Genomic DNA, 24675 nt, shown 5'->3' with positions numbered 1-24675 from the left:
GGTTTCTTCGCTTGCTGCGGTCTGGCATGTGTGGCCCTCTAACATGCTGAAATTGCGTTTATAATTGATATTTTTCCGGCGCAGTTTCTGGGCCTTGCTATCCTGAAGGCAAATTATCTATAAAAATAGTGAAGCGCAAAATTTAGCTGCGCAATGATAGATAAAACGTGAAATGGAGGGGCCGATGCTGGATGCCGCGCCGATCAGAACGGACTGGACACGTGCCGAGGCCGAGGAAATCTACAACCTGCCGTTCATGGATCTGCTGTTCCGGGCGCATTCGGTGCACCGGCAGGCCTTTGATCCCAACCAGGTGCAGAAATCCAAGCTGCTGAGCATCAAGACCGGCGGCTGCCCCGAGGATTGCGCCTATTGCAGCCAGTCCGCCCGCAATGGTGCAAAACTCTCGGCGGCCAAGCTGATCGAGGTGGAGCGGGTGATCGCCGAGGCGAAGAAGGCGCGGGATGCGGGCGCCACGCGCTATTGCATGGGCGCCGCCTGGCGCAGCCCCAAGGACCGCGACATGGCAGCACTTGAGGCGATGATCCACGGCGTGAAGGATCTTGGCATGGAGACCTGCATGACCCTTGGCATGCTGGAGGAAGATCAGGTCTTCCGCCTGCGCGATGCAGGGCTGGATTATTACAACCACAATATCGATACCTCGGAACGCTATTATTCCGAGATCATCACCACCCGCACCTTTGCCGACCGGATCGAGACCCTGAGCCGCGTGCGCGAGGCGGGAATGAAGGTCTGCGCGGGCGGTATCGTCGGCATGGGCGAGGAACAGATGGACCGCATCGACATGCTGCTGGCGCTGGCCACCCTGGACGAACACCCGGATTCGGTGCCGGTCAACATGCTGATCCCGATCCCGGACACGCCGCTGGCCGATGTGGCCAAACTCGATCCCATCGAGTTTGTGCGCACCATTGCGCTGGCGCGGATCCTGATGCCCAACAGCCATGTGCGCCTGTCCGCGGGCCGTACCGACATGAGTGACGAGCTGCAGGCCATGTGTTTCTTTGCGGGCGCCAATTCGATCTTCGTGGGGGAGACGCTGCTCACGGCGGACAACCCTGAGGAGGACAAGGACCAGCAGTTGTTTGACCGGCTGGGCCTCAAGGCCATGGCAGCCCATTGCGAGGGGCGTATCGGCGAGGCAGAGGCATGACCGCTGCGGCCCTCAAACCGCTCACGGCCCAGTTTCCGCGCCAACAGGCGCTGCTTGACGGTCTGGCGCAGCAGGACCGCTACCGCCGCCTGATCCCGCGCGCGGGGCATGATTTTTCCTCGAACGACTATCTGGGCCTTGCGGCCAGCCCCGAAATGCGCGCCGCCGCTATGGCAGCCTTGCAGCGCGGGGTTCCAGTAGGTGCGGGCGGTTCACGCCTCTTGCGCGGCAATGACAGCGAGCACCATCTGCTGGAGGACGAAGCTGCTGCCTTCTTCGGCAGCGAGGCGGCGCTGTTCATGGGTGGCGGCTTCAATGCCAATGTGGCGATCTTCTCGACCCTGCCGCAGCGGGGCGATCTGGTGCTTTATGATGATCTGATTCATGCCAGCACCCGCGATGGCATGCGGCTGGGCCGGGCCGAGGTGCAGAGCTTTGCCCATAACGATGCGGCGGACGCGGCGCAGCGCGTCACGGACTGGCGCAGCAAGGGCGGCACCGGTCAGGTCTGGATCGCGGTCGAGGCGGTCTATTCCATGGATGGCGACCTTGCGCCGCTTGCCGAGCTGATGGCGCTTGCCGATAGCGTGGGCGGGGTTCTGGTGGTGGATGAAGCCCATGCCACCGGTCTGTTCGGCCCGCAGGGGCGCGGGCTGGCGCATGGGTTTGCGCATCGCGCGAACGTCATCACGCTGCATACCTGTGGCAAGGCGCTGGGGGCCTCTGGGGCCCTGATCTGCGCGCCACAGGTACTGATCGAGATGTTGATCAACAAGGGGCGTAACTTCATCTTTGCAACCGCCCCGTCGCCGCTGAATGCCGCATTGGTGCGGGCCGCGCTGGGGCTGCTGGAAAGCGGCAGTGACCGGCTGGAGCGCGCCTGGGATGGCATCCACCACGCCCACGCCGAGGCGGCGCGGCTCTGCGGAATTGAAGGCCTTCAGTGCCAGATCCTGCCGGTGATCATTGGCGAGGACGGGCAGACGATGCAGGTGGCCGCCGCGTTGCAGGCACGTGGCTATGACATTCGCGGCATCCGCCCGCCCACGGTGCCCGTAGGCACGTCTCGCTTGCGGATCTCGGTCACCCTCAACACGCCAAAAGAGGTGGTCACGGAGATGTTCCAGGATCTGGCGCAGGTGCTGGAGGTACAGGCATGAGCCGCGCGCTGGTGGTCACCGGCACCGACACCGGCATTGGCAAGACGGTGATCTCTGCTGCGCTGGTGCAGGCGCTGGGCGCGAGTTACTGGAAGCCGGTGCAGTCGGGGCTGGAAGAAGAGACCGACAGCGCCTTTGTCGCGGGGATGGCAAACTGCCACATCCTGCCCGAGGCCTATCGGCTGCAGCTTCCCGCCTCGCCGCATCTGTCGGCCGAGGCCGAAGGCGTGGAGATTGCCCTTGATGCGCTCGACCTGCCGCAGGTCTATGGGCCGCTGGTGGTCGAAGGGGCAGGGGGGCTGATGGTGCCGCTGAACCGCGGGGCGCTCTATGTCGATCTCTTTGCGCGCTGGCAGGCGCCGGTGGTGCTTTGTGCGTCAACCCGCCTTGGCACGATCAACCACACGCTTTTGTCGCTGGAGGCGCTGCGTGCGCGAAACTGCCCCGTTGTGGGAGTGATCTTCAGCGGCGATCCGGCGCCGCAGGTGGAAGAAACCATCTGCCAGTTCGGCAAGGTGGTTCACCTTGGCCGCCTGCCTGTCATCGCTCCGCTGACGCCGGATGCCCTGCGTTCGGCCTGCGCGGCCCATATCGATCTAGATACCATTCGCAAAGCCTTGATCTGAATGCCAGAAACCGCTCTCACCCCGCTTGCCTTTGACCAGAAACACCTCTGGCATCCTTACACGAATGTCACCAGGCCCGGCTCGACCTTCCTGGTGAAAGAGGCCGAAGGCGTGCATATCACCCTGGACAACGGCACCCGGCTGATCGATGCGATGTCCTCCTGGTGGTGCATGATGCACGGCCATCGCCATCCGGCGATCACGGGCGCGATGAAGGCGCAGCTGGACCGGCTGCCGCATGTGATGTTCGGCGGTCTGACCCATGATCCGGCGGTGGAGCTGGGGCGGCGGTTGCTGGAGATCACCCCGGACAGCCTGCAGCGGATTTTCTATTGCGACAGCGGCTCGGTCTCGGTCGAGGTGGCGATGAAGATGGCGGTGCAATATCAGCACGCCTTGGGCCATCCGGGGCGCAGCGAATTTGCCACCGTGCGCTCGGGCTATCACGGGGACACCTGGAAGGCGATGAGCGTCTGCGATCCCGATACCGGCATGCATCACCTGTTCCAGGGCGCGCTGAGCGTGCAGCATTTCGTTTCCCGCCCGCCGGTGCGCCTGGATCAGGCGTGGGTCGCGGATCCGGCCCTGAACGGGCTGGCGGAACTGCGCCGTGTGCTGGAGGCCGGACAGGACCGGATCGCCGCTTTCATCCTGGAGCCGGTGGTGCAGGGCACCGGCGGCATGTATTTCTACCACCCGGAATACCTCAATCAGGCGCGGGCGCTCTGTGATGAATTCGGCATCCTCTTGATCTTTGACGAGATCGCCACCGGCTTTGGCCGCACCGGAGAAATGTTTGCGACCGGCTTCACCACCGTGGAACCCGATATCCTCTGCCTTGGCAAGGGGCTGACCGGCGGGCACATTTCCTTTGCGGCGACGCTGACCAATGACCGCGTGGCCGAAGGGATCGGCGGCGGCAATCCCGGCATCTTCATGCATGGCCCCACCTATATGGCGAACCCGCTGGCCTGCACGGCGGCCTGCGCCGCCATTGATCTATTGACCGGGCAGGACTGGCAGGCGCGCATCGCGGCAATTGCAGCGCAGATGCGGGATGAACTGGCCCCGGCACGCGATCTGCCCGGGGTGCGCGATGTGCGGGTTCTGGGGGCGATCGGGGTGATCGAGTTGGATCAACGGGTGTCTGCGGATGAGGCCCATGCCCTGGCGCCGGACATGGGCGTCTTCCTGCGTCCCTTCGGGCACAATATCTATGCCATGCCACCGTTTGTGGTGACGCAGGGTGAGCTGAGCCAGATCACCGGTGCAATGCGCCGCCTTGCAGGGATCCTGTGACGGCGGTGAGCTTGCTCATCCGGCGATGTCACTGCGCCAGGTGCGCCTTCGGGTGATTCTTCCTGACGCTGAGCTTTTGCGGACTTGGCGCGGGGACTTGCGCCCGTGAATTTGAGTTTTCATCCAAAAAATTAAATGGAGAGTCAGGAAAATTACCTCCGATCGCCGCGAATGCTCGACAAATGGTCGCATTGAGGTCAAAAACAAGGTCAGGAGCCGGACACACTGGATCACCAGAACAAGAGGCTCCGGCTCGGATCGTGGCGATGTCGTCTGGCGCGACCATTATCCGCGATTATGGATGACCAAGGAAAACCAGAGCGCGCCACAGCTACTTCAGGCCGCGCGGAAAAACGAACAGGGATGACATCGATGAAAACCACTTCCTTTGCACTGACGCTGGGTGCTGCTGCATGTCTGGCAGGCGCCGCAGGGGCCGCCGATCTTGGCGCCGTGGACAAGCCGATCAAGCTGGCGATGAACGAATGGACCGGCCAGCATGTGACCACCCATATCGCCGGTGAGATGCTGAAGGCCGCCGGGTATCAGGTCGAATATGTCTCTGCGGGCATGATGAACCAATTCCAGGCGATTGCGGATGGTGACATTCACGCCACCCTGGAGATCTGGTCTTCCAACGTCTCGGACGAATACGCCAAGAAGGTTGCCGAAGGCACCGTCGAGGAACTGGGTGACCTGGAACTCAATGCCAAGGAAGGCATTGCCTACCCGGCGCATGTGGCGGACCTCTGCCCGGGCCTGCCCGCCTGGGAGGCACTGAAAAACTGCGCGCCGCTGTTTGCAACTGCCGAAACCCTGCCGCAGGGCCGCCTGGTGGACTACCCGGCCGACTGGGGCACCCCCGGGGCCGACCGTATGACCGGGCTGGAACTGCCCTTCAAGGCGGTGCCTGCGGGCTCCGAAGCCGCGCTGATCGTGGAACTGCGCGCCGCGACCGAGCGCAAGACGCCGCTCTTGATCACCTTCTGGCAGCCCCATTGGGCGATGTCGGCCTATGACGTGAAATTCGTCGATCTGCCGGTGGGCGAAGAGGCCTGTTTCACCGATCCGGCTTGGGGGCCGAACCCCAATGCCGTCAACGACTGCGATTTCGCGCCCTCGCGCATCTTCAAGGCAGGCTGGTCGGGCCTGGCCGAAACCTGGCCTGCTGCCCATGAGATCCTCTCCTCCTATACCCTGGCGGTGGAAGACCAGCAGCCGATGATGGGCGCCGTGGATGTCGATGGCGGCAAGGTCGAAGAGGTGGTCGCCGCATGGATGGCCGCCAATGAGGACAAGTGGCGCCCGGTTGTCGACGCCGCCCTGAAGTGAGCCAAGACACCGTGTCGGGACAGGCAACGCCCGCCATCACCTGCCAGAATGTCTGGCAGGTGTTCGGCGCCAATGCGGACAGCGCTCTGAAGCGGGCGCTGTCTTCCACCGGCTCCGCCGATGAGGCCGCCGCGCTCTTGCGCGCCGAGGGGCTGACGCCTGCGGTGCAGGACGCCACCTTCGAGGTGCAGGAGGGGGAGCTCTTCGTGATCATGGGGCTGAGCGGCTCGGGGAAATCGACGCTGATCCGCTGTATCTCCCAGCTTCTGCCCGGCACCGGCGGCGAAATCCTGATCGAGGGCGAGGATATCCGCGCCGCAAGCCCCAAGCGGCTGATCGAGATGCGCCGCAAGACGCTTGGCATGGTGTTTCAGCATTTCGGCCTGTTCCCCCACATGAGCGTGGCCGAGAACGTTGCCTATCCCCTGCGCGTGCAGGGCATGGGCAAGAAGCAGCGTCTTGCCAAGGCGCAGCAGGTGATCGATCTGGTTGGTCTTGGCGGGCGGGAAAAGAACTTCCCGCGGGAACTGTCCGGCGGGCAGCGGCAACGTGTCGGTATCGCGCGATCCCTGGTGGCGGATTGTTCCGTCTGGTTCCTGGATGAGCCGTTTTCGGCGCTGGATCCCTTGATCCGCCGCCAGCTGCAGGATGAGTTCCTGGATATTCAGGCCAAGCTGAAGACCACCATCGTCTTCATCACCCATGACATCAACGAGGCGCTGAAGCTGGCCGACCGGATTGCCATCATGCGCGATGGCAAGATCGTGCAGATTGGCACGCCCTCGGACATCGTCTTGAACCCGGTCGATGACTACGTGCGCGAATTCTCCAAGGATGTCGCCAAGGGCCAGCACGCGCGCGTGGCTTCGGTCATGCAGGCGGGGAGCGATCTGCCCCATGGGCCGGACGATCCGGGGCTGCGCCGCGACATGACCCTGGATGCGGCGCTGGCGCGTTGCATGGAACTATATGAACCCGTCCCGGTCCGGGACAAGGATGGCGCGCTCTTGGGGGTTGTGAACCCGGCGGATCTTGCCGCCGCCCTGCAGGTGGACCCGGCGGCATGACGCGCCTCAGCAAAGGCAGCATTGCTGCGCTGATCGCGCTGGCGGTGGGCGCCCTGTGCCTGGCGCTGGAGGGCGTGGCGCCCTGGCTGATCGCCTTCCCCAAGGGCTGGGTCCTGCCCGCGACCGAATGGGTCGGCAGTGCGATGGAGGCCGTTCTGGCCCTGATCAAACCCTCGGCGCGGCTGTTCTCAAGCCTCATGGCCTATCCGATGGAGGCGGCGAACTGGATCCTGGGCGCCACGCCCTGGCCCTTGCTGATTGCGGCCACGGTGGCGCTGGCCTGGCGGCTGGGCGGATTGACCATGGCGCTGATGGCGGCTGTGGGGCTTGGGGCGGTGCTCGCCTCGGGCTACTGGCCGCAAAGCATGAATACGCTGGCGCTAGTGTCGGTTTCGGTGCCGCTGGCGCTGCTGATTGGTGGCGCGATCGGAGTGCTGGCCAATGAATACCCGCGTGTCCGCGCGCCGGTGCAGGCCCTGCTGGATGTGATGCAGACGGTGCCGACCTTTGCCTATCTCACGCCTTTGCTGGTGCTCTTTGGTTTCGGCCCTGTCGTGGGGCTGATTGCCTCGGCGATCTATGCCGCGCCGCCGATGGCGCGCAATGTGTTGCTGGGCCTGCAGCGGATCGAGCCGGAAATCAAGGAAGCCGCGATCATGGCGGGCGGCACCCGCACGCAGCAGCTGTTCCAGGTGGAGATCCCCGCTGCCGCCACCCAGATCATGGTGGGCGTCAACCAATGCCTGATGGCGGCCCTGTCGATGGTGATCATCGCGGCTGTCATCGGTGGCTTTGACGATATTGGCTGGGAAGTCCTGTTGACCATGCGCAAGGCGCAGTTCGGTGCCAGCCTTTTGGCCGGCATGGTGATCGTGATCTTCGCCATCCTGATCGACCGGATGAGTGGCACGCTGGCCGATGAGAAACGTCGCAGCTACGACGGACGTGTGTCGCTGGCGATCCTGGGGATCGGCGTGATCGCAAGTCTTGTGTTTTACGGCCAGGTGCAGGATCCGGGGGCCTACGGCCTGTTTCACAGCACGGCAGATCGCGTGGATGCAGGCCTGTCGGCCTTTACCAGTGCCAATGCCGAAGCGCTGACCGCCATCAAGAACGGTGTGATGTTCTACGTGCTTTTGCCGCTTCGGATCGGGTTTGATCAGGCGGTGCTGCCCTTTACCTGGGGTTTTGTCTGGACCTCTGGCATGAGCCTTGCGCTGTTTGGAGTTGCGGCCCTTGTCGGCCTTTATTGCGCCTACCGGGGCAGGCTGACCTTTGGCGTGGTGATTCTGATCGCCGCAGGCATGCTGGAGACCGGGATTTCCCAGCTGCCCTGGCCCTTCGTCCTGGTGGGCGTGGGCGCACTGTCCTATGTGGCGGGCGGTCTGCGTCTGGCGGCGCTGTCGGTCGTGCTCCTGGCGACGATCCTTCTGTCGGGCCTGTGGGAGCGCGCCCTTCTGTCGCTCTATCTTTCGGGCGCCTCGGTCTTTGCCTGCGCGGTGCTGGGTGGCGCCATCGGTCTTGCTTCCGCGGTGTCGCCCATGGTCTGGCGCGTGGTGCGCCCGATCTGCGACATGCTGCAGACGATCCCGCTGTTCGTCTTCCTGATCCCGGTGCTGATGGTCTTTCAGATCGGTGAGTTCTCGGCCTTCCTGGCGATCATGGCCTATGCCATCGTGCCGATGATCCGCTATACCCGCCATGGCCTTACCGAGACCCCGGAGGAGATGATCGAGGCCGCGACCGCCTCTGGCGCGACCGGCTGGCAGATGATGCGCGATGTGCGTGCGCCCTATGCGGCGCCGACCATTCTCTTGGGGCTCAATCAGACCATCCTCTATGCCTTTGCCATGTTGGTGATCGCCGCGCTGATCGGCACCACGGGGCTGGGGCAGTCGATCTATCTGGCGCTGGGGCAGGCGGATGTGGGGCTTGGCATCTCAGCCGGGGCGGCGATGGCGATTCTCGCCCTGATCGCGGACCGTATCGTGCAGGGCTTTGCCGAGGAACGCCGCAAGGCCCTGGGACTGTAGGTCCATTTGCCCGCAACACGATTGCCGCGCCGCATGATCTGCGGCGTGGCAAATGCGCCTCTGGCTTGGTTCAAAAAAGAGCGCTAGGGTCTCTTTCGCGGAACCGAACAAGAGGGAAGAGAGACGCTGATGAGCCTCGCCTATGTCATGACAACCGAACGCGGCGCCACCGACCGGCTGCTGACGGCCCTTGCAGAACGGCTGCAGGCGCGGGGCCTGCGGCTGGCGGGAATCGTGCAGACCAATACGGAATGCTACGACGACAAGCTTTGCGACATGGATGTGCGGGTTCTGCCGGGCGATGAGGTGATCCGAATCTCCCAATCCCTGGGCCCCGAGGCGCGCGGTTGCCGGTTGAACCCCGGCGCCCTTGAGCAGGCGGTGGGACTGGTGAGCAAGTCTTTGGCGGAGGCTGCCGCGCCGCAGGTCCTGCTGGTCAACAAGTTCGGCAAGCACGAGGCCGACGGGCGCGGCATGCGCCCCGTGATCGGTGAGGCGCTGGCCATGGGCATTCCGGTTGTGTCCGGTGTGAATCGGATGAACGTGGAGGCGTTCAAGGACTTTTCCGGCGGCATGGCCGAGGCGGCCGAGGCCGATCTGGATGCGCTGGAAGCCTGGGTGATGCAAGCCGTCGAGGCCACTGCGGACTAGGCTTCAGTCTCTGATATGATAATAATTTCAAAGAGATGGCCCGGCATTGCGTCCGGGTTTTTCTTGCTTGTCGGGCCGTGTTCAAGAAATCTCAAGCTGCCGGATGGCGGCGGCCACCATCATCCCGTAACCTGTCAGTCATCTGAACAAAGAGAGGAAAGATGGTGGGCGACCCTGGAATCGAACCAGGCGTGCGTCTCCGCGAGGGAGTTACAGTCCCCTGCCACACCTTGCGGCCTGTCGCCCACTGTCAGGTGAGTGTTGCACCTGACGTGGAGGCGTGATTACTAGCGCCACAAACGGGCGTCAACAGGAAAATACCAAGTTTTCCGCGCTGGCCAGAAATTCCTTTTGCAGGAGAGATCCATGTCCAAGAAACCCACCAAGAAACCCCAGTGGGTGATCGAAAAGGAACAGGCCAAGAAGGCGGGCGTGAGCGAAACCGTCTGGCTGTTCGGCCTGCATGCGGTGCGCGATGCGCTGATGAACCCGGCCCGGGAAAAACTGCGCCTGATCGTGACGCTCAATGCGAAAAACAAGCTGGAAGAGGCCATCGCGGAAGCGGGGATCGAACCCGAGGTGGTGGACCCGCGCCGTTTCAAGGCGCCGATCGATCCCGGTTCGGTGCACCAGGGGGCGGCGCTGGAGGTGAAACCGCTGAACTGGGGCGGCCTTGCGGAAAACTGCATCGGTGCCGAGGTGCCGCGTGTTTTGCTGCTGGACCGGGTGACCGACCCGCACAACGTCGGCGCCATCCTGCGCTCGGCCGAGGTTCTGGGCGCCAGTGCGGTGATCGGCACCCGCCATCATTCCGCACCCGAAACCGGCGCCCTGGCCAAGACCGCCAGCGGCGCGCTGGAGCGGCAACCCTACCTGCGTATGCGCAACCTCGCCGACACCATCGTGGAACTGCAGAACATGGGCTTTCTGGTGCTGGGGCTTGACGGTGAGGCCGAGCAGACCATCGAGCAGGTGCTGAAGGGGCGCAAGGACATGCCGGTGGCGCTGGTGCTGGGCGCCGAGGGGCCCGGTCTGCGGCAGAAGACCAAGGAAACCGTGGATTTCCTGGTGAAAATCGACTTTGGCGGCGGATTTGGCTCGCTCAACGTCTCAAATGCGGCGGCCATCGCCCTATATGCATCAAAGGAGCGATCCTGAGCGCATAGGAGGCAAGCATCGTACATTCGAGCATTCCGGGCGGAAAGATCATCAGCTGCTGCTATTGCGGCGTGCAGTCGGCCTTTATCTCGGGCGGCCGGGGCGGCGGCGTGTCGGCCCTGGTCTGCGGCACCTGCGGGGCGCCGCTGTCGGCACAAAAGGCCCGCCCCCTGACCCCGGGCCAGGGGGCAAAGGCGCCCGCAGGGGTATCCGGGGCCGCGCCCCGTCCGAAGGTCTCTCATCAGCCGGTTCCCGACAAGCCACTGCGCAAGCCGGTGAAGGCAAAGAAACCCAAGAAACGCAAAAGCCTGTTTCAAAAGATGATGTCCGAAGCCTTTGACGTGATCGAGGATATCTTCGACTGATCTCCTGCCGATTTTTGGGGCCGGGCCGCAACGGGGCTGTCACCGCGAGGGACGTCGCGCCGCCTTTGCGATCACAACTGCGTCACATATCTTTGCAGCGCGATATGTCTGGGGCAGACTGTCGCTGTCCTGACCCCTGTTGTGGAGTGCGCCACTTGATCCTGCGTCCCCTGGTTTTACGCCTGTGCCTTCTGCTTGCTGGCCTGGTCTCATGGCTGGAGCCGAAACCGGCCATGGCCGACATGATGCTGTTTTCATCCCGCGAAGGGATTGCCATTGGTGGCTTTGACACGGTTGCCTATTTCGAAAGCGGCAATGCGGTGGCCGGAGAGTTGCGATATTCCGTGACCTGGAAAGGGGTTACCTGGAGGTTCGCCTCTGCAAGCAACCAGTTGCGGTTCGAGATGAACCCGCGCGCCTATGCGCCCAGGTTCGGCGGCTACTGCGCCTATGCCATGTCGAAGGGGCGGTTGAGCAGTGGCGATCCGCAGGTCTGGGTGATTGTCGATGGGGAGTTGTTCCTGTTGCACAGCGCTGCTGCGCGCGATCTGTGGCGGGCAGGGGCCGGTCAGATGATTGCCGAGGCCCGCGACCATTGGCCCCGGCTGCTGCGACAGTAGCGGATGCCTCTTTAAATCGGCCGTCGCGCCCCCCACATGAAGATCAGGCCTTCGGAGTGGAACAACCGGAGAGCTTTTTCACTGTCCCTCGTTCCATACCTTTCGCCCGGGAACTGTCCCGGGCGTTTTTTTGTTGGGAGCGTGTATGTCATGCCTGGCAGTGTTTCGAGGCGGTGGCGCGGTCGAATTCGGGTTTTCCGCAGGCAGGTTGCGCAGTAGGGTCTGGCCATGACCGACTATAGCGACGACCATCTGCGCAAGATCCTGAAACGCACCCGGACGGTGGCCGTGGTGGGCGTTTCGACGAATCCGGTGCGCCCGAGCTACTATGTGGCGCGTTATCTGAGCCTCAAGGGGTATCGGTTGATCCCGGTCAATCCGGGCCATGCGGGCAAGAGGCTGTTCGGAGAGACCGTGCGTGCCAGCCTGTCGGAGATCGATGTGCCGGTGGATATGGTCGATATCTTCCGCAAGTCCGAGGCGGTGCCTGCGATCGTGGAAGAGGCGCTGGACGTGTTCCCGGACCTGCAGACCATCTGGATGCAGATCGGTGTGCAGCATGCCGAAGCCGCGGCTCAGGCCGAGGCACGCGGGGTCGATGTGATCCAGAACCGCTGTCCCAAGATCGAATACCAGCGCCTGTTCGGAGAGCTGCGCATGGGTGGTTTTGCCACCGGGATCATTTCCTCGAAACTTTAGGGGCTGCGGGCAGGGGAGGGCTCCCGTCCGTCGCCTTGCAGATCATAGATCGGCAGGCTCCCGTTGGGCCGCGCGCCGCGCTGGCGCGCGGCGGTTCTTGTCGCTGAGAGGCGCTTCAGGGGCAGGTCTGCCCTGAAGCGCCATATCGAGTTTATCTCCGATCAGAACCGCCTCAAGGGTGAACCGCGCGTGCCGCGCGGCCGCAGGCGCGGCCCTTGACCCGGATCAGATCGGGGGGCGGTCTCTATCTCGCGTGGGCGCAGGGCGCCTCTGGCGCGCTGCCGGGCCCAAGGCGGCCAGGAGGTTTCCGGCGGAGCCGGGGCATCCGCAGGCGCGGGAGGGCTTCCTTGCTTGCGCTCCGGGTGTGGGGTCAGCCCTTTGGACGGGCAGCCTTTTCTGCGATGCCGCTGAGGCCCTGACGCTCAGCCAGGACTGCAAGTACATCGTCCAGCGCCACGTCGCGGGCGGCCAGCATCACCAGGAAATGATAGAGCACATCGGCGCCTTCGCTGGCGAGTTTCGCCTTGTCGTCCTTCACCGCCTCGATGATGGCCTCGATGGCTTCCTCGCCGAATTTCTCGGCGCATTTTTCGGGGCCCTTGGACAGGAGTTTTGCTGTCCAGGAGGTGTCGGGATCGGCGCCCTTGCGGGAGAGGATGGTGGCTTCGAGGTCGTGTAAGAGGCTCATCACTTTCCCTTTCAGCTCAACCGCATCGGGATACCGGCGGCGGCCATGTGCTCCTTGGCCTCCTGGATGGTGTATTCCCCGAAATGGAAGATCGAGGCGGCCAGCACCGCCGATGCTCCACCTTCGGTGACGCCTTCTACCAGGTGATCGAGCGTGCCAACGCCGCCCGAGGCGATCACCGGCACATCCACGGCATCGGAAATGGCGCGCGTGAGGGGCAGGTTGAAGCCGGATTTGGTGCCGTCCCGGTCCATCGAGGTCAAGAGGATCTCGCCCGCACCCTTGGCCACCACGGTCTTGGCGAATTCCACCGCGTCGATGCCGGTTTCGCGGCGTCCGCCATGGGTGAAGATCTCCCATTTGCCCGGCGCGACGGTCTTTGCGTCGATCGCCACCACGATGCACTGGCTGCCGAATTGCGCGGCGGCCTCGGCCACCACGTCGGGGTTGGCGACGGCGGCGGAGTTGAAGGAGACCTTGTCCGCACCCGCCAGCAGCAGTGCGCGCACGTCGTCCTTGCTGCGCACGCCGCCGCCCACGGTCAGCGGCACGAAACATTGTTCGGCGGTGCGGCGCACCATGTCGAACATGGTGCCGCGGTTTTCATGGGTGGCGTGGATGTCGAGAAAGCAGATCTCGTCGGCGCCGGCTGCATCATAGGCCTTGGCGGCCTCCACCGGATCGCCCGCGTCGCGCAGACCGACGAAGTTCACGCCCTTGACCACGCGGCCATCGGCAACATCGAGACAGGGGATGATGCGGGTTTTCAACATTAGGTATTGGCCCTTGATCGCGGCAGTGTTGCTCTGTCTTTACTGACCGCGGGGCCCGGATGCAATCGGGGCGGAGTGTCTGGCGATGCGGCGCATCGAATCGCGCACGATCAGCACGTGAAAGGGCATCACCGCCATGAGGTAGAAGCGCCCCAGAAGGTTGTTGCGATGAACCCAGGTCGCCATGTGGATGCGGCCTGCCTCCTGCATCACGCAGATGCGGAAATCGAGGTGCCGGTCGTTCGTGCCCAGGATCAACTCCCGCGCGTCTTTATGGACCACAGGAAAGATCGCATCCGCACCTTGGTCAGAGACGCCGGTCTTGAGACCGAGGGGAGCCACGATACGGTTGCGCAGCTTCAGCAGCGCCTGCCCCCAGTTCAGCAGCGCCTGCCCCCAGTTCGGCAGGGTCAAACCCAGATCGGCAGCGGCGCGGGGCGAAAGGGGGCTTTGAACGGCGTATCCGTCGATGAAATCTCCGGGCTGAACCTCCTGCCAAAGGCGAGCGTGTCCGGGCAATGGGGTTTTCGAAATAGCGACCGTCGGGCACCTGTCTGATCAATCAATAGGGGCAGTCAACCGCAGTTGGACAGGCAAGACAAAGAGACCCGGTGCCGCAGGGCAACCGGGTCTGATTTGAAAGCCGCTTTGCTTTGGCGCTGTAGGGTCAGTCTTTCAACAGTGCCAGCGCCTCACCCAGATCGATGGCGCCATCATAGAGCGCGCGGCCCGAGATGGCGCCGTTCAGTGGCGCGCCGCAGGATTTCAGCGCGCGCAGGTCATCTAGTGAGGACACCCCGCCCGAAGCGATGACCGGGATCGAGACCGCATTGGCAAGTTCCGCTGTCGCCTCCACATTCGGTCCCTTCATGGCACCATCGCGCATGATGTCGGTATAGATGATGGCGGCGACGCCTGCGTCCTCGAAGGATTTTGCCAGATCGGTGACCATCACATCGGTTTCCTCAGCCCAGCCCTTGGTGGCGACGCGGCCGTTGCGGGCGTCGATGCCGACGGCGACCTTGCCGGGGAATTCACGTGCGGCCTCGCGCACCAGATCGGGGTTCTCGACCGCCACGGTGCCCAGGATCACGCGCGCCAGCCCCTTGTCGATCCAGTTCTCGATGGTTTTCATGTCGCGGATGCCGCCGCCCAGCTGCGCGGGGACCTTGCACTGTTTCAGGATCTCCTCGACCGGGGCGGCGTTGACCGGCTCGCCTGCAAAGGCACCGTTCAGGTCCACGAGGTGCAGCCATGCACAGCCCGCCGCGACGAACTCCAGCGCCTGGGCGGCGGGGTTGTCGTTGAACACGGTGGTCTTGTCCATGTCCCCGTGCAGAAGGCGCACGGCCTGGCCATCCTTGAGGTCGATTGCGGGGTAAAGGATCATGTCGAGGGTCCTTGTGATCTGTCAGGGGCGGCCCTGAGAAGTGGCAGGGTTTTGCCGGTTCTATGGCAGGCAGGCGCCGGGATTGCAACGCGACCCAAAGTCAACCTTGCCTGAAACGGGGCTGTCGCGCCAAACTGGGATCAAAGAGGGAGGATAGACCATGAAGACATTCACATACGGGGTGGCGATGGCGCTGACACTGGCCACCGGCGCCTGGGCCGATCAGGTTGCGGGCAAGTGGAAAACCCAGGAGGGCGAGGAAGGCGGCTACCTGCACGTGGATATCGCCCCTTGCGGTGCCAGCATCTGCGGCACTATCGCCAAGGCCTATGGCGCCGGGGGCGGGGTGACAGCCGATTATGAACACCTCGGCAAGCGGCTGATCTGGGACATGAAAGCTGACGGCAACGGCAGCTATTCCGGTGGCAAGATCTGGGCGCCGGATGCGGACAAGACCTATAAGTCCAAGATGTCGCTGAATGGCAACCAGCTGGAGGTGAAGGGCTGTGTTGCCGGCGGGTTGATCTGCCGTGGCCAGACCTGGACACGCGTCAACTGATCGGGCGGGGCTGGCTGCTGCACATCAAAGCAGCCCCAGTTGCACCGGGATCGGCACATAGCCGCGGCCAAGGTGGTGGTCCCGCGCGGCCTCGAACAGCTGCAGCGCCTCGCCGTGGTGGCTGAAATAGCTGCGCCGTTCCCGCCCGCCGGGGGCGGCGATCGGCCCCAGGGCCTGGCTGACGCACCAATCGCCAAACAGGGTCTGGCTCAGGCTCAGCACGCAATAGCGATGGCGCCCGCCGTGGTGGTCGAATTTTTCCAGTCTGATCTGCAAGGGGCGCGGCCTGAACGGGTTTCAATGTCACCCCATATGCCCCGAAGCGCGCAGCCTGTCCATTGCCGGACGCATGCATCGGGCCGCGAATACAGGCGGATAGGCCTACCCCCTCGCAAAGAACGAAGGGGTAGGAGAACAGATCCGAGGATCAGAAGATGAAGTCGCTTGCCGACAGGTCGTCCAGGCTGACACCTTTCAGGACGATGACATTCTGCCCGTCGTCGCCAAGGTCGTAGATCACGTTGCCATTGGCTTCGCGGCTTGCGTCCTTGAAGTCCTGCAGGCTGCCTGCCTCATCCATCAGGGCGGAGAGATCCAGCTGATCCACACCGGTTTCGAAATCCCGAATGACATCGCGGCCGAACTCTCCGGCAAAGACGAAGGTGTCGGACCCGGAGCCGCCGAAGATCTTGTCGTTGCCCTTGCCGCCGTTCAGGGCGTCGTCGCCTTCACCGCCGCGCAAGAGATCCTTGCCGCCGCCGCCCAGCAGGGTGTCGTCGCCCTTGCCGCCAGACAGTTTGTCGGCCCCCTTGAAGCCCTTCAGGGTGTCATCGTTGGCATAGCCGGTGAAGACATCCTTGCCCGCCGCGCCTTTGAAGAGAATGTCGTCATCCTTCAGGTGGTTGACCAGCTCGGCCAGATCGGCATTGATGACGGCATAGATCAGATCGCTGCCGGTGACGGCAGGGGAAAACTCGATGGAGTAATCCAGCTGTTCCAGTTCAAGCGCCGTGCCGCCTGCGCCCTCGGTTGCTGTTGCCCCGTATCCGAATTCGACCTGATTGACCGACCCGCTCAGCGTGTGGGTGCTCATGCTGTAGGTGACTTCGTCCCGCATGATATAGGCCTGGGCACTGTCATCGGCGGTTTCGCCAAGTTCCGCTTCGGAGCGGGCATAGTCGCCGGTGACCCCGTTCGAGAAGGCACCGCGTCCGGCTGCTTCGAAGTTTTCGGTGTAATCCTCAAGATAGGCGCTGAAATCGGTGACCTGGCGGTGCCCGGTTGTAATGGTGATCGTCATGGCATCTCCTGTGCCGGGGATGGCTGTCGCCATGGCAAAAGCTGCCACGGCTCGGTCCCCCGAGTGATTGCATTGCGAAGTGTTGCGAATTGCTGGGTTAGCCTGTGCGCGATGCTTCGCTTGGCACGACGACTGGAAGGCTCTGGTTGGCGTTTCCGATACCTGGCACTGACGTGCTATTTTAACCGATTAAATCTGTCAAGAATGATGGGCGCGGATCCGGCCGTTTTTGCAGGAGCCGATATTGCCGGAATACGATATGCGCGAACGGTTTGGGCCGCCCAAAGGCGGCCCGGTGTCAGGGGTGTTTGCTTGGGCGCCGGGTCCATTGATCCTGAACTCCGGCATGAGGGGGAAGACCTCAGAGCGCGCCGGTGTATTCGCCACGCGCCGGGTAGTCGTTGGCGATGGCAAAATCCAGCGCCGAGACCAGTTCCGAGAAATGCGGCCGCACGAAAGGCATGGTCTGCACCGATCCGTAGTAAAGCGTCTGCTCGGGCGTCACCATGAACAGGCCGGGCTCGGAAAACAGCGCCGGTTCCTCGATGCCAATGGAGGTCTTGCCGCGCGAGGTGGAGATATAGAGCCCCCAGTCCTTGGCCAGTTGCAGGGGCAGGTCATAGGCAAAGCGCAGGCCCTTGGCCTCGACCTTTTCGGCCATCTCGCGGGTGCGCTCTTCTCCGTCCGAACTGATGGCGATGGTGCCGACACCGCGTTCTGCGAAATCGGCAGTCTTCTTTTCCAGCTCTTTCAGGTAGTTGGCGCAGATCGGGCAATGCAGGCCGCGGTAAAAGCAGATCACGGTGCCGCGGCTGCTGGTCTCGGTGGCCAGATCGAAGGTGCCCCCGCCCAACAGGGGCAGGGAAAGGTTCGGGGTTTTCTGACGTGGCATCAGCATGAAAGGTCTCCTTCGATTGACAGCGGGCGGTGTGCCCGTGAGTGGTGGTGCGCTCTCTATGAACCAATTTCATGCTTGATAATTCCGAATAACCTGACATTTATTCCGAAACTTCCGGTTGGAGGAGCGGGAATGGACAGATTGTCGAGCCTGATGGCGCGCTTTCGCATGGCGGTGGATCTGGCAGAGCCCGAGACTGCCACTCTGCTTGCCTATGGCGATGGGGCGGCGGGGTTGTCGCATCTTGTCTTTCACCCCGGCACCCCGGCCGCGCCGCCCGCGCCGCAGGCCTGCCTTGCCTTGCGGGTGGAGTGGGCGGGGGCCCATAATCCGCTGGTGGCTGCGCTGCCGGACCGGGTGGAGGTACAGCTTGACCAGGCGCCGGAGCTGCGGGCGGTCCTCGATCTGATCCGGCAGGAGGTGGAGCTGCGCCGCTGCGGGGCGCAAAGCATCCTGGCGGGCCTTGGCCAGGCGGCCATGGTGCGGCTGCTGCGCCATCTGATCGAGGTCGGCACGACGCAGCCGGGGCTGCTGGCCGGCTTGTCGGATCTGCGTCTGGCCCGCGCGATCGTGGCGATGCATGATCATCCGGGTCGGGTCTGGACCATGCAGGATCTGGCCTCCGAGGCTGGTCTGTCGCCGTCGCGGTTCTCGGAACTGTTTGCGCAGCAGCTGGGCGAAACGCCGATCAGCTATCTGCGCCGCTGGCGGCTGACCCTGGCGCGGCAGGATCTTCTGCGCGGTGACCGGGTCGAGGCGGTGGCGCGGCGCTATGCCTACGAGACGCCCGAAGGATTCACCCGCGCCTTTCGCCGTGCCTATGGCTGTGCGCCGGTCAGCTTGCGCAAAGGCGCTGCCTGACCCGGCACTCGGGTCAGGGTTTCCAGGTCAGGAAGTTGCCAATCATCCGCAGGCCAACGTGCTGGCTTTTCTCCGGGTGGAACTGCATGCCCAGCATGGTGCCCTTGCCGATGACCGCAGTGACATCGCCGCCGTAATCCACATGGGCCAGCCGTTCGGCCGGATCGGTGACGCGGAAATGGTAGGAGTGCACGAAATAGCAGTGATCGCCGGATGAAATGCCCGCAAACACCGGGTGATCATGATCGATCACCAGATCGTTCCAGCCCATATGCGGCACCTTCAAGGTCGGATCTTCGGGGGTGATTTTCACCACGTCGCCGCCGACCCAATCGAGGCCCGGCGTGTCTTCGTATTCATGGCCGGTGGTGGCCATCAGCTGCATGCCGACGCAGATGCCAAGGAAGGGGCGGCCCTTGTCTTCGACCGCGTGGACCATGGCGTCATAGATGCCCTTGTGACCGCGCAGCTCGGCCGCGCAGGCGGGAAAGGCGCCATCGCCGGGCAGCACCAGCCGGTCGGCACGGGCCACCACATCGGCGTCGGAGGTCACCACCACCTCGCCTGCGTCGACTTCCTGCGCCATGCGTTGAAAGGCTTTTTCGGCAGAGTGGAGATTGCCGCTTTCGTAGTCGATGATCGCCGTCAGCATTGCCGGGGTCCTTCCTGTCTTGCCCGTTGTGAAGTGGCCAATAATGGCTGCGGGGTCAAGGGGCGGATGCGGGGTGCAACGCGTCCAGCAAGGCAATCACCTGCGCGAATGGCCCTTCGTCGATGGGCGGGGGCGGGCTGCCGAACTCTCCGGCCAGATACAATAGGGTGAAGCCGTGGATCAGCGACCAGATCTGGGTTTCCACGACCAGCCGATCCTGTCCGGGGGCCACAAAGGGCGCCGCCACCGCGCGCAGGGTCAGATAGGCGTCGGCCTTTTCCTTGCCACCGCCATGCACAAGCCCCGCCAGCCCCTGATCGCCAAAGATCACCGCCAGAATGCCCGGGTGATCCAGCCCGAATTGCAGATAGCCCCGGCACAGCGACCTGAGCCGCCCCTTGGGGTCCTGCGGGCCGCTGTCACAGGCCCCCTGCAGGTAGGAGGAGAACAGGTGAAAGCCCTCTTCGGCGATGGCCTGCTTCAGCCCCGCCAGACCGTCGAAGTGATGCGCGGGGGCCGCATGGGAGACCCCGGCCCGGGCTGCGCATTTGCGCAAGGAGAGCGCATTGATCCCGCCTTCCTCCAATAGATCGATACCCGCCTTGATCAGCGCAGGTTTGAGGTCGCCGTGGTGATGGCGGCTCTTCAGGGGTCCTTTGGTCATGGCAGCTTTATCACCGGAGATCTTGACGCCGTCAAGTTGTGGCCTATGTTGGATGGACTTGACAGTGTAAAGATTTACCCGACCAATGGTGCAAGGAGAGAGAAGATGCCGACCAAAACAAGGATCAAGGACTATCCGAAATGGGTCGTCACTGCGATGTGGGTCTCGGCGCTGCTGATCGCGGTCGGATCCTATCGCTTCCTGATTGCCGATATCGCCCTGGTGATGCCCGCGATGCTGCATCACGCGCTGGAGCGGCCCTTGATGTTCTACCTGCACATTGGGCTTGCGCCGATTGCGCTGGCGCTCTTGCCGCTGCAATTCTCGAACGGTCTGCGAAAGGCGCGCCCGGCGGTGCACCGCTGGCTGGGGCGCCTTTATGGCGCCGCGATTCTTCTGGCGGGTGTGAGTGGCCTGTGGCTGGCCTATACCACCGAAGAGGGGCCGGTGGCCGCGCTGGGATTAGGCTTGCTGTCGCTGGCCTGGCTTTGGACCACGGGCGTGGCGATCCGGCACGCCATGGCTCGCCGTATCGCGCAGCACCGGGTCTGGATGATCCGCTCTGCCGCGCTGACGCTGGCTGCCGTGACCCTGCGGATCTACCTGCCGATCGGTGCGGTCACGGTGGGGTTCGAGGCCAGCTATCCGATCATCTGCTGGCTGGCCTGGGTGCCCAATCTGGTGCTGGCGGAATGGATCCTGCGTCGGGGCCGTGGCGCGCCGGTGGGCGCCACGGCATAAGGCAGCGTCAGAGCGCGCCCTTGGTCGAGGGGATCGCATCGCCTTTGCGCGGATCGGTCTCGACCGCGTCGCGCAGGGCGCGGGCGACGGCCTTGAAGGTCGCCTCGGCGATGTGGTGGCTGTTGAAGCCGTGGATCTGGTCGATATGGAGGGTGATGCCGCCATGGGTGCTGAGTGCCTGGAAGAACTCGCGCACCAATTCGGTGTCGAAGGTGCCGATCTTGGGCGTCGGCAGGGTCACGTTCCAGATCAGGAAGGGGCGCGCCGACAGGTCCAGCGCGCAGCGAACCTGGGCATCATCCATCGGCAGGTGGCATTCGCCATAGCGGCGGATGCCCTTCTTGTCGCCCAAAGCCTTGACCAAAGCCTGACCCAGCGCAATGCCGGTGTCCTCGACCGTGTGGTGATCGTCGATGTGATAGTCACCCTTGGCGCGGATGGTCATGTCGATCAGCGAGTGCCGCGCCAGCTGGTCCAGCATGTGATCGAAAAAGCCGACACCGGTCTGGTTGTCGTAAGCCCCGGTGCCATCAAGGTTGATCTCCACCGAAATCTCGGTCTCGGCGGTGGAACGGGTGATCTGAGCGGTGCGCATCGGCGGGCCATCCTTCGTCAAGCTGCCCAAGTGCCATGTGGTGCCTTTGGGCCGGTGCTGCGCTTATAGGGCTGTCAGGCCATGGCACTCAAGAGCGCGCAGGACGAAACTCCGGCATCTGTTGCATCCACATGTGTGGGATTGCGCCTGCCTGCGCGCTGTGCCAGCTTTGCGGCCAAATCGTTCTTCCGGAAAACCCAATAAAGGGACGCCCATGTCGACCTGCGTTTTCATCCAGATCCGCTGCAAGCCCGGCACCACCTACAAGGTGGCCGAGGAGATCGCGCTGCGGGAAATCCACTCCGAGCTTTACTCCACCAGCGGCGAATACGATCTGTTGATGAAGCTCTACATCCCCAAAGGCGAGGATGTCGGTAAATACATCAACGACCACCTGCTGGTGATCCCCAATATCGAGCGCTCGCTCACCACGATGACCTACAAGGTGTTCTGATCGAACACGGATGGGGTCGGACCTGTGCCAGACCCCATCCCGGTCTTTTTACTTCAGAAAATGAACAGGGTACTGGAGAGACCTGCCAGGTCGGCGTTCTCAAGAATGATGGTCGTATTTGCGTATTCCACATGGGTGTCGCTGCCGACCTGGGTCAGGGTAAGATCCGAGAAATCCGTGACCGAGCGATGCTGGATCTGGATCTGATCCTGTCGGATGTTCAGGTTCTCAATCGTGTCGGTGCCCAGGCGCCCGCCTTTGAAGACAAAGACGTCCTCGCCCACACTGCCATGCAGCCGGTCATCGCCCTTGCCGCCTTCCAGGGTGTCGTTGCCACGACCGCCCCGCAGGAAGTCGTTTCCTGAACCGCCCTTGAGGCTGTCATTGCCATTGCCGCCGGTCAGCGTGTCATGGCCCTTTCCGCCCCAGAGCCTGTCATTGCCAAGGCGGCCATCAATGTCGTCGTTGCCCGCAAAGCCGTTGAACTTGTCCCGCAGGTCGCCGCCAAGGAATTCGTCGCTGCCGCTGAAGACCTGTTCCAGCAGGCGTACATTGTCGCGATTTCCCGATGTTGCGGAGACACGGTAGAAATCGGCGGCATCGATGTTCAGCCCGGTCGCTATGGTGGTGAAATCGGTGCCCGCCTCCCTGACGCTGGTGATGGTTCCCGAGCTGGGCGTGGCAAGCGTGGTGCCGAACAGGGTCACATCGGTAAATGTGAGATTGGTGCCCGAATAGACATCTGGCGCCGGGTCCGGGGTGCTGGGCAGGCCGGGAATGGCCGGAAGCTGAGGCCGGTTCAAGGTAAACCCGGTTGCAGATGTATCGGTGACCTCGGCGCCCAAGCGAAATTGAAAGGACAGCCAGCCAATGCCGCTACCGGCCTGATCTGTACTTTGGCGACCATCAACAACATAACGTACCATTAGCGAACTCCAAGTGACTGATCCCCGACACAGGGCGGGGTGAAGAAATGTAAATCACCTGCAGGATGGAGTTCTTCCCGAAACACGAAAGGGGAAAACCGTCCCCGGTTTTCCCCGCTGTTCAAGTGCGCAAGCGGTATCAGTCGATCAGGCGGCGATCAGCCCCTGGTCCTTCAGCCGCTCATAGGCGGTATCGATCGAGGCCTTCAGCCGCTTCAGCATCTCGTCCACTTCGGCCTTGGTGATGATCAGCGGCGGACACAGCGCAACGGCATTGCCCGCAACCGCGCGCAGGATCAGGCCGTTTTCCTCGCACAGCTTCTGCGCCATGGCGCCCGCGGCGCCTTTTTCAAAGCTGGCGCCGGTGGTCTTGTTCGAGACCAGTTCCAGCGCGGCGATCAGACCCTTGCCGCGCACTTCACCTACCAGCGGGTGATCGGTGAAAATCGCGCGCAATTGGTCCTGCATGTGCTCACCCACCTCGGCGGCATGGCCAAAGAGGTTGTCGCGCTCGTAGATTTCCAGCGTCTTCAGGGCGGCGGCGCAGGCGGCGGGGTGGCCGGAATAGGTATAGCCGTGACCAAAGACGCCGACCTCGTTCGAAGGGACGACCATTTCCTTGTACATCCAGCCGGGAATGACGCTGGCCGAGATCGGGAAATAGGCCGAGGACAGCTGTTTGGCAAAGGTCATCAGATCCGGTTTGATGCCCATGGTGGTGCAGCCGAAATCATTGCCGGTGCGGCCGAAACCGGTGATCACCTCATCTGCCCAGACCAGGATGCCATGCTTGCGCAGCACCGCCTGCAGCTTCTCGTAATAGCCTTCGGGGGGCACGATCACGCCCGAGGCACCGGTGATCGGCTCCACGATCATCGCGGCGATGGTATCGGGGTCTTCGGCGATGATCTGCTGTTCCAGGTTGTCGATGATGCGGTCCACGAATTGCGCTTCGGTCTCGTTGCCCTTGCGGCCCGTGTAGTAATGCGGCGCATCCGATCGCAGGATATGCAGCGCCTCCACCGGCGCGTCGAAATGCGCCAGGTTCGCGGGCAGGGAGGTCAGAGAGCCTGCTGCCACGGTCACCCCGTGATAGCCGCGCTCACGGGTGATGATCTTGCGCTTTTCAGGCTTGCCGATGGCGTTGAAGTAGTAGCGCAGCATCTTGTAGTGGGTGTCATTGGCGTCCGAGCCGGAGTTGCCGAAGAAGAAGTAGGCATCCTCGACCGGGACCATGGCCTTCAGCTTGTCCGCCAGTTTCTGGATCGGCTCATGGGTCTTGCCGCCGAAGGTGTGCGAGAACGAGAGCTTGGTCAGCTGGTCCGTAATGGCCTCGATCACCTCCGCGTTGCCATAGCCCAGCGAGGTGCACCAGAGACCGGCCAATCCTTCGATATACTCCTTGCCGTCCTTGTCGTAGACATAGATCCCCTTGGCATGGTCCAGGCACAGCTGTTCCGTCGCGGTGAGGTTGGTGGTGGGATAGATGACAGGGGCCATGGCTGAACTCCTTTGAGAAAGAAACGCAAGGGCGGGCGCGGGTCGGAAAGACTGGCGATATGCCGCTGGCGCAAGCATTGGCCCGATTTCGCTGCGGCGTCAAAAGGAATTTGATCAAAAGGCGGAAGGCGGGTGCTGTACCCCTGAAAACACAAAGGCCGCCCCGAAGGACGGCCTTTTGTTTCGAATGGAGCGGGCGAGGCGATTCGAACGCCCGACCCTAACCTTGGCAAGGTTATGCTCTACCCCTGAGCTACGCCCGCGCTGCCATTCGGTGGGCGGTGAATAGGAAATCCGCCCGCAGCCTGCAAGCGGAAAATGCGGCTCTGCTGCGAAATTGTCTTTGCCATTCCGAAGGGGCGAAAGGGGACAAACAAAAAGGCCGCCCTAGAAGGCGGCCCTTTGTTTCGAATGGAGCGGGCGAGGCGATTCGAACGCCCGACCCTAACCTTGGCAAGGTTATGCTCTACCCCTGAGCTACGCCCGC

The 24675-nt window shown here is 63.0% G+C and carries 28 protein-coding genes and 3 tRNA genes; 16 read left to right on the top strand and 15 right to left on the bottom strand.

Going from position 1 to position 24675, the window contains the following annotated elements; genetic code table 11:
* Positions 1–184 precede the first annotated feature (184 nt).
* The 8 genes from bioB to PXK07_RS11150 all read left to right on the top strand — a co-directional run bounded on the left by bioB (position 185) and on the right by PXK07_RS11150 (position 9345).
* The gene (gene bioB / locus PXK07_RS11185; RefSeq protein WP_274848342.1) at positions 185–1177 is read left to right on the top strand and encodes a biotin synthase BioB; all 993 of its coding nucleotides are present in this window, start codon (positions 185–187) and stop codon (positions 1175–1177) included.
* Complete coding sequence (locus PXK07_RS11180; protein ID WP_274848341.1) at positions 1174–2337, top strand: 8-amino-7-oxononanoate synthase; 1164 nt, start codon at positions 1174–1176, stop codon at positions 2335–2337. The genes bioB and PXK07_RS11180 overlap by 4 nt, the downstream gene beginning before the upstream one ends.
* Positions 2334–2963 (top strand): dethiobiotin synthase, encoded by a 630-nt coding sequence (gene bioD, locus PXK07_RS11175; RefSeq protein ID WP_274848340.1) that lies wholly within the window; start codon positions 2334–2336, stop codon positions 2961–2963. The genes PXK07_RS11180 and bioD overlap by 4 nt, the downstream gene beginning before the upstream one ends.
* A complete protein-coding gene (bioA, locus tag PXK07_RS11170; RefSeq protein ID WP_274848338.1) occupies positions 2964–4262 on the top strand; it encodes an adenosylmethionine--8-amino-7-oxononanoate transaminase in 1299 nt (432 codons plus the stop codon). It abuts the gene before it with no gap.
* Positions 4263–4634: 372 nt separating this feature from the next.
* The gene (locus PXK07_RS11165) at positions 4635–5594 is read left to right on the top strand and encodes an ABC transporter substrate-binding protein (protein ID WP_274848336.1); all 960 of its coding nucleotides are present in this window, start codon (positions 4635–4637) and stop codon (positions 5592–5594) included.
* Positions 5595–5605: 11 nt separating this feature from the next.
* Positions 5606–6661, top strand: coding sequence for a quaternary amine ABC transporter ATP-binding protein (locus tag PXK07_RS11160; RefSeq protein ID WP_274848471.1), 1056 nt, complete (start codon positions 5606–5608; stop codon positions 6659–6661).
* A complete protein-coding gene (locus tag PXK07_RS11155; protein ID WP_274848335.1) occupies positions 6658–8694 on the top strand; it encodes an ABC transporter permease in 2037 nt (678 codons plus the stop codon). The genes PXK07_RS11160 and PXK07_RS11155 overlap by 4 nt, the downstream gene beginning before the upstream one ends.
* A gap of 129 nt (positions 8695–8823) precedes the next feature.
* Entirely contained in the window at positions 8824–9345 is a 522-nt protein-coding gene (locus PXK07_RS11150) for a DUF2478 domain-containing protein (protein ID WP_274848333.1), read from the top strand.
* A 162-nt stretch (positions 9346–9507) separates the two neighbouring features.
* On the opposite strand, the gene PXK07_RS11145 is transcribed toward PXK07_RS11150, so the two are convergent.
* A tRNA-Tyr gene (locus tag PXK07_RS11145) sits at positions 9508–9591 on the bottom strand.
* A gap of 120 nt (positions 9592–9711) precedes the next feature.
* Between PXK07_RS11145 and rlmB the strand changes: the two genes are divergently transcribed.
* From rlmB to PXK07_RS11125, 4 genes are all read left to right on the top strand, one after another.
* A complete protein-coding gene (rlmB, locus tag PXK07_RS11140) occupies positions 9712–10503 on the top strand; it encodes a 23S rRNA (guanosine(2251)-2'-O)-methyltransferase RlmB (RefSeq protein WP_274848332.1) in 792 nt (263 codons plus the stop codon).
* 71 nt (positions 10504–10574) lie between these two features.
* A complete protein-coding gene (locus tag PXK07_RS11135; protein WP_274848331.1) occupies positions 10575–10868 on the top strand; it encodes a hypothetical protein in 294 nt (97 codons plus the stop codon).
* A gap of 146 nt (positions 10869–11014) precedes the next feature.
* Positions 11015–11488, top strand: coding sequence for a YHS domain-containing (seleno)protein (locus PXK07_RS11130; RefSeq protein ID WP_274848330.1), 474 nt, complete (start codon positions 11015–11017; stop codon positions 11486–11488).
* Between the two features lie 228 nt (positions 11489–11716).
* Positions 11717–12187, top strand: a complete 471-nt coding sequence (locus tag PXK07_RS11125) for a CoA-binding protein (RefSeq protein WP_274848328.1) — start codon at positions 11717–11719, stop codon at positions 12185–12187.
* A gap of 370 nt (positions 12188–12557) precedes the next feature.
* Here PXK07_RS11125 and PXK07_RS11120 read toward each other — a convergent pair whose 3' ends face one another.
* From PXK07_RS11120 to hisA, 4 genes are all read right to left on the bottom strand, one after another.
* Positions 12558–12875 carry a phosphoribosyl-ATP diphosphatase gene (locus tag PXK07_RS11120; protein ID WP_274848327.1) on the bottom strand — a complete coding sequence of 106 codons (318 nt, stop codon included), beginning with the start codon at positions 12873–12875 and terminating at the stop codon, positions 12558–12560.
* 11 nt (positions 12876–12886) lie between these two features.
* Entirely contained in the window at positions 12887–13648 is a 762-nt protein-coding gene (gene hisF, locus PXK07_RS11115) for an imidazole glycerol phosphate synthase subunit HisF (RefSeq protein WP_274848325.1), read from the bottom strand.
* Positions 13649–13687: 39 nt separating this feature from the next.
* Positions 13688–14167, bottom strand: a complete 480-nt coding sequence (locus PXK07_RS11110) for a DUF2867 domain-containing protein (RefSeq protein ID WP_274848324.1) — start codon at positions 14165–14167, stop codon at positions 13688–13690.
* 148 nt (positions 14168–14315) lie between these two features.
* Positions 14316–15038, bottom strand: coding sequence for a 1-(5-phosphoribosyl)-5-[(5-phosphoribosylamino)methylideneamino]imidazole-4-carboxamide isomerase (gene hisA, locus PXK07_RS11105; RefSeq protein ID WP_274848322.1), 723 nt, complete (start codon positions 15036–15038; stop codon positions 14316–14318).
* Between the two features lie 160 nt (positions 15039–15198).
* Here hisA and PXK07_RS11100 point away from each other — a divergent pair, with 160 nt between their 5' ends.
* Positions 15199–15597: a DUF2147 domain-containing protein gene (locus PXK07_RS11100; RefSeq protein WP_274848321.1), complete on the top strand. Its 399-nt coding sequence runs from the start codon at positions 15199–15201 to the stop codon at positions 15595–15597.
* Positions 15598–15621: 24 nt separating this feature from the next.
* On the opposite strand, the gene PXK07_RS11095 is transcribed toward PXK07_RS11100, so the two are convergent.
* The 3 genes from PXK07_RS11095 to PXK07_RS11085 all read right to left on the bottom strand — a co-directional run bounded on the left by PXK07_RS11095 (position 15622) and on the right by PXK07_RS11085 (position 17795).
* Positions 15622–15873 carry a WGR domain-containing protein gene (locus tag PXK07_RS11095; RefSeq protein WP_274848320.1) on the bottom strand — a complete coding sequence of 84 codons (252 nt, stop codon included), beginning with the start codon at positions 15871–15873 and terminating at the stop codon, positions 15622–15624.
* Positions 15874–16024: 151 nt separating this feature from the next.
* Positions 16025–16897 (bottom strand): calcium-binding protein, encoded by an 873-nt coding sequence (locus PXK07_RS11090; RefSeq protein WP_274848319.1) that lies wholly within the window; start codon positions 16895–16897, stop codon positions 16025–16027.
* Positions 16898–17258: 361 nt separating this feature from the next.
* A complete protein-coding gene (locus PXK07_RS11085; RefSeq protein ID WP_274848318.1) occupies positions 17259–17795 on the bottom strand; it encodes a peroxiredoxin-like family protein in 537 nt (178 codons plus the stop codon).
* A gap of 132 nt (positions 17796–17927) precedes the next feature.
* On the opposite strand from PXK07_RS11085, the gene PXK07_RS11080 reads away from it, so the two are divergent.
* Positions 17928–18656, top strand: a complete 729-nt coding sequence (locus tag PXK07_RS11080) for a helix-turn-helix transcriptional regulator (RefSeq protein WP_274848317.1) — start codon at positions 17928–17930, stop codon at positions 18654–18656.
* A gap of 13 nt (positions 18657–18669) precedes the next feature.
* Here PXK07_RS11080 and hisH read toward each other — a convergent pair whose 3' ends face one another.
* Positions 18670–19308, bottom strand: a complete 639-nt coding sequence (hisH, locus tag PXK07_RS11075; protein ID WP_274848316.1) for an imidazole glycerol phosphate synthase subunit HisH — start codon at positions 19306–19308, stop codon at positions 18670–18672.
* Positions 19309–19363: 55 nt separating this feature from the next.
* Positions 19364–19972: a TetR/AcrR family transcriptional regulator gene (locus PXK07_RS11070; RefSeq protein WP_274848315.1), complete on the bottom strand. Its 609-nt coding sequence runs from the start codon at positions 19970–19972 to the stop codon at positions 19364–19366.
* Positions 19973–20077: 105 nt separating this feature from the next.
* Between PXK07_RS11070 and PXK07_RS11065 the strand changes: the two genes are divergently transcribed.
* A complete protein-coding gene (locus PXK07_RS11065; RefSeq protein WP_274848314.1) occupies positions 20078–20713 on the top strand; it encodes a DUF2306 domain-containing protein in 636 nt (211 codons plus the stop codon).
* A gap of 7 nt (positions 20714–20720) precedes the next feature.
* On the opposite strand, the gene hisB is transcribed toward PXK07_RS11065, so the two are convergent.
* Positions 20721–21308, bottom strand: a complete 588-nt coding sequence (gene hisB, locus PXK07_RS11060) for an imidazoleglycerol-phosphate dehydratase HisB (protein WP_274848313.1) — start codon at positions 21306–21308, stop codon at positions 20721–20723.
* A gap of 214 nt (positions 21309–21522) precedes the next feature.
* On the opposite strand from hisB, the gene PXK07_RS11055 reads away from it, so the two are divergent.
* On the top strand, positions 21523–21762 hold the full coding sequence (locus PXK07_RS11055) for an Lrp/AsnC family transcriptional regulator (protein ID WP_274848312.1): 240 nt from the start codon (positions 21523–21525) through the stop codon (positions 21760–21762).
* Between the two features lie 53 nt (positions 21763–21815).
* On the opposite strand, the gene PXK07_RS11050 is transcribed toward PXK07_RS11055, so the two are convergent.
* The 4 genes from PXK07_RS11050 to PXK07_RS11035 form a co-directional block, all read right to left on the bottom strand.
* Complete coding sequence (locus tag PXK07_RS11050; RefSeq protein WP_274848311.1) at positions 21816–22688, bottom strand: calcium-binding protein; 873 nt, start codon at positions 22686–22688, stop codon at positions 21816–21818.
* Between the two features lie 147 nt (positions 22689–22835).
* Positions 22836–24188, bottom strand: a complete 1353-nt coding sequence (locus tag PXK07_RS11045) for an aminotransferase (RefSeq protein ID WP_274848310.1) — start codon at positions 24186–24188, stop codon at positions 22836–22838.
* A gap of 188 nt (positions 24189–24376) precedes the next feature.
* Positions 24377–24451, bottom strand: a tRNA-Gly gene (locus tag PXK07_RS11040).
* A 149-nt stretch (positions 24452–24600) separates the two neighbouring features.
* Positions 24601–24675 (bottom strand) — tRNA-Gly (locus PXK07_RS11035).

Source organism: Phaeobacter sp. QD34_24 (genome assembly GCF_028890115.1).
Classification (GTDB): Bacteria; Pseudomonadota; Alphaproteobacteria; order Rhodobacterales; family Rhodobacteraceae; genus Phycobacter.
Note: the sequence above shows the minus strand (reverse complement) of the source record. Positions and strands in the feature narration are given on the sequence as shown.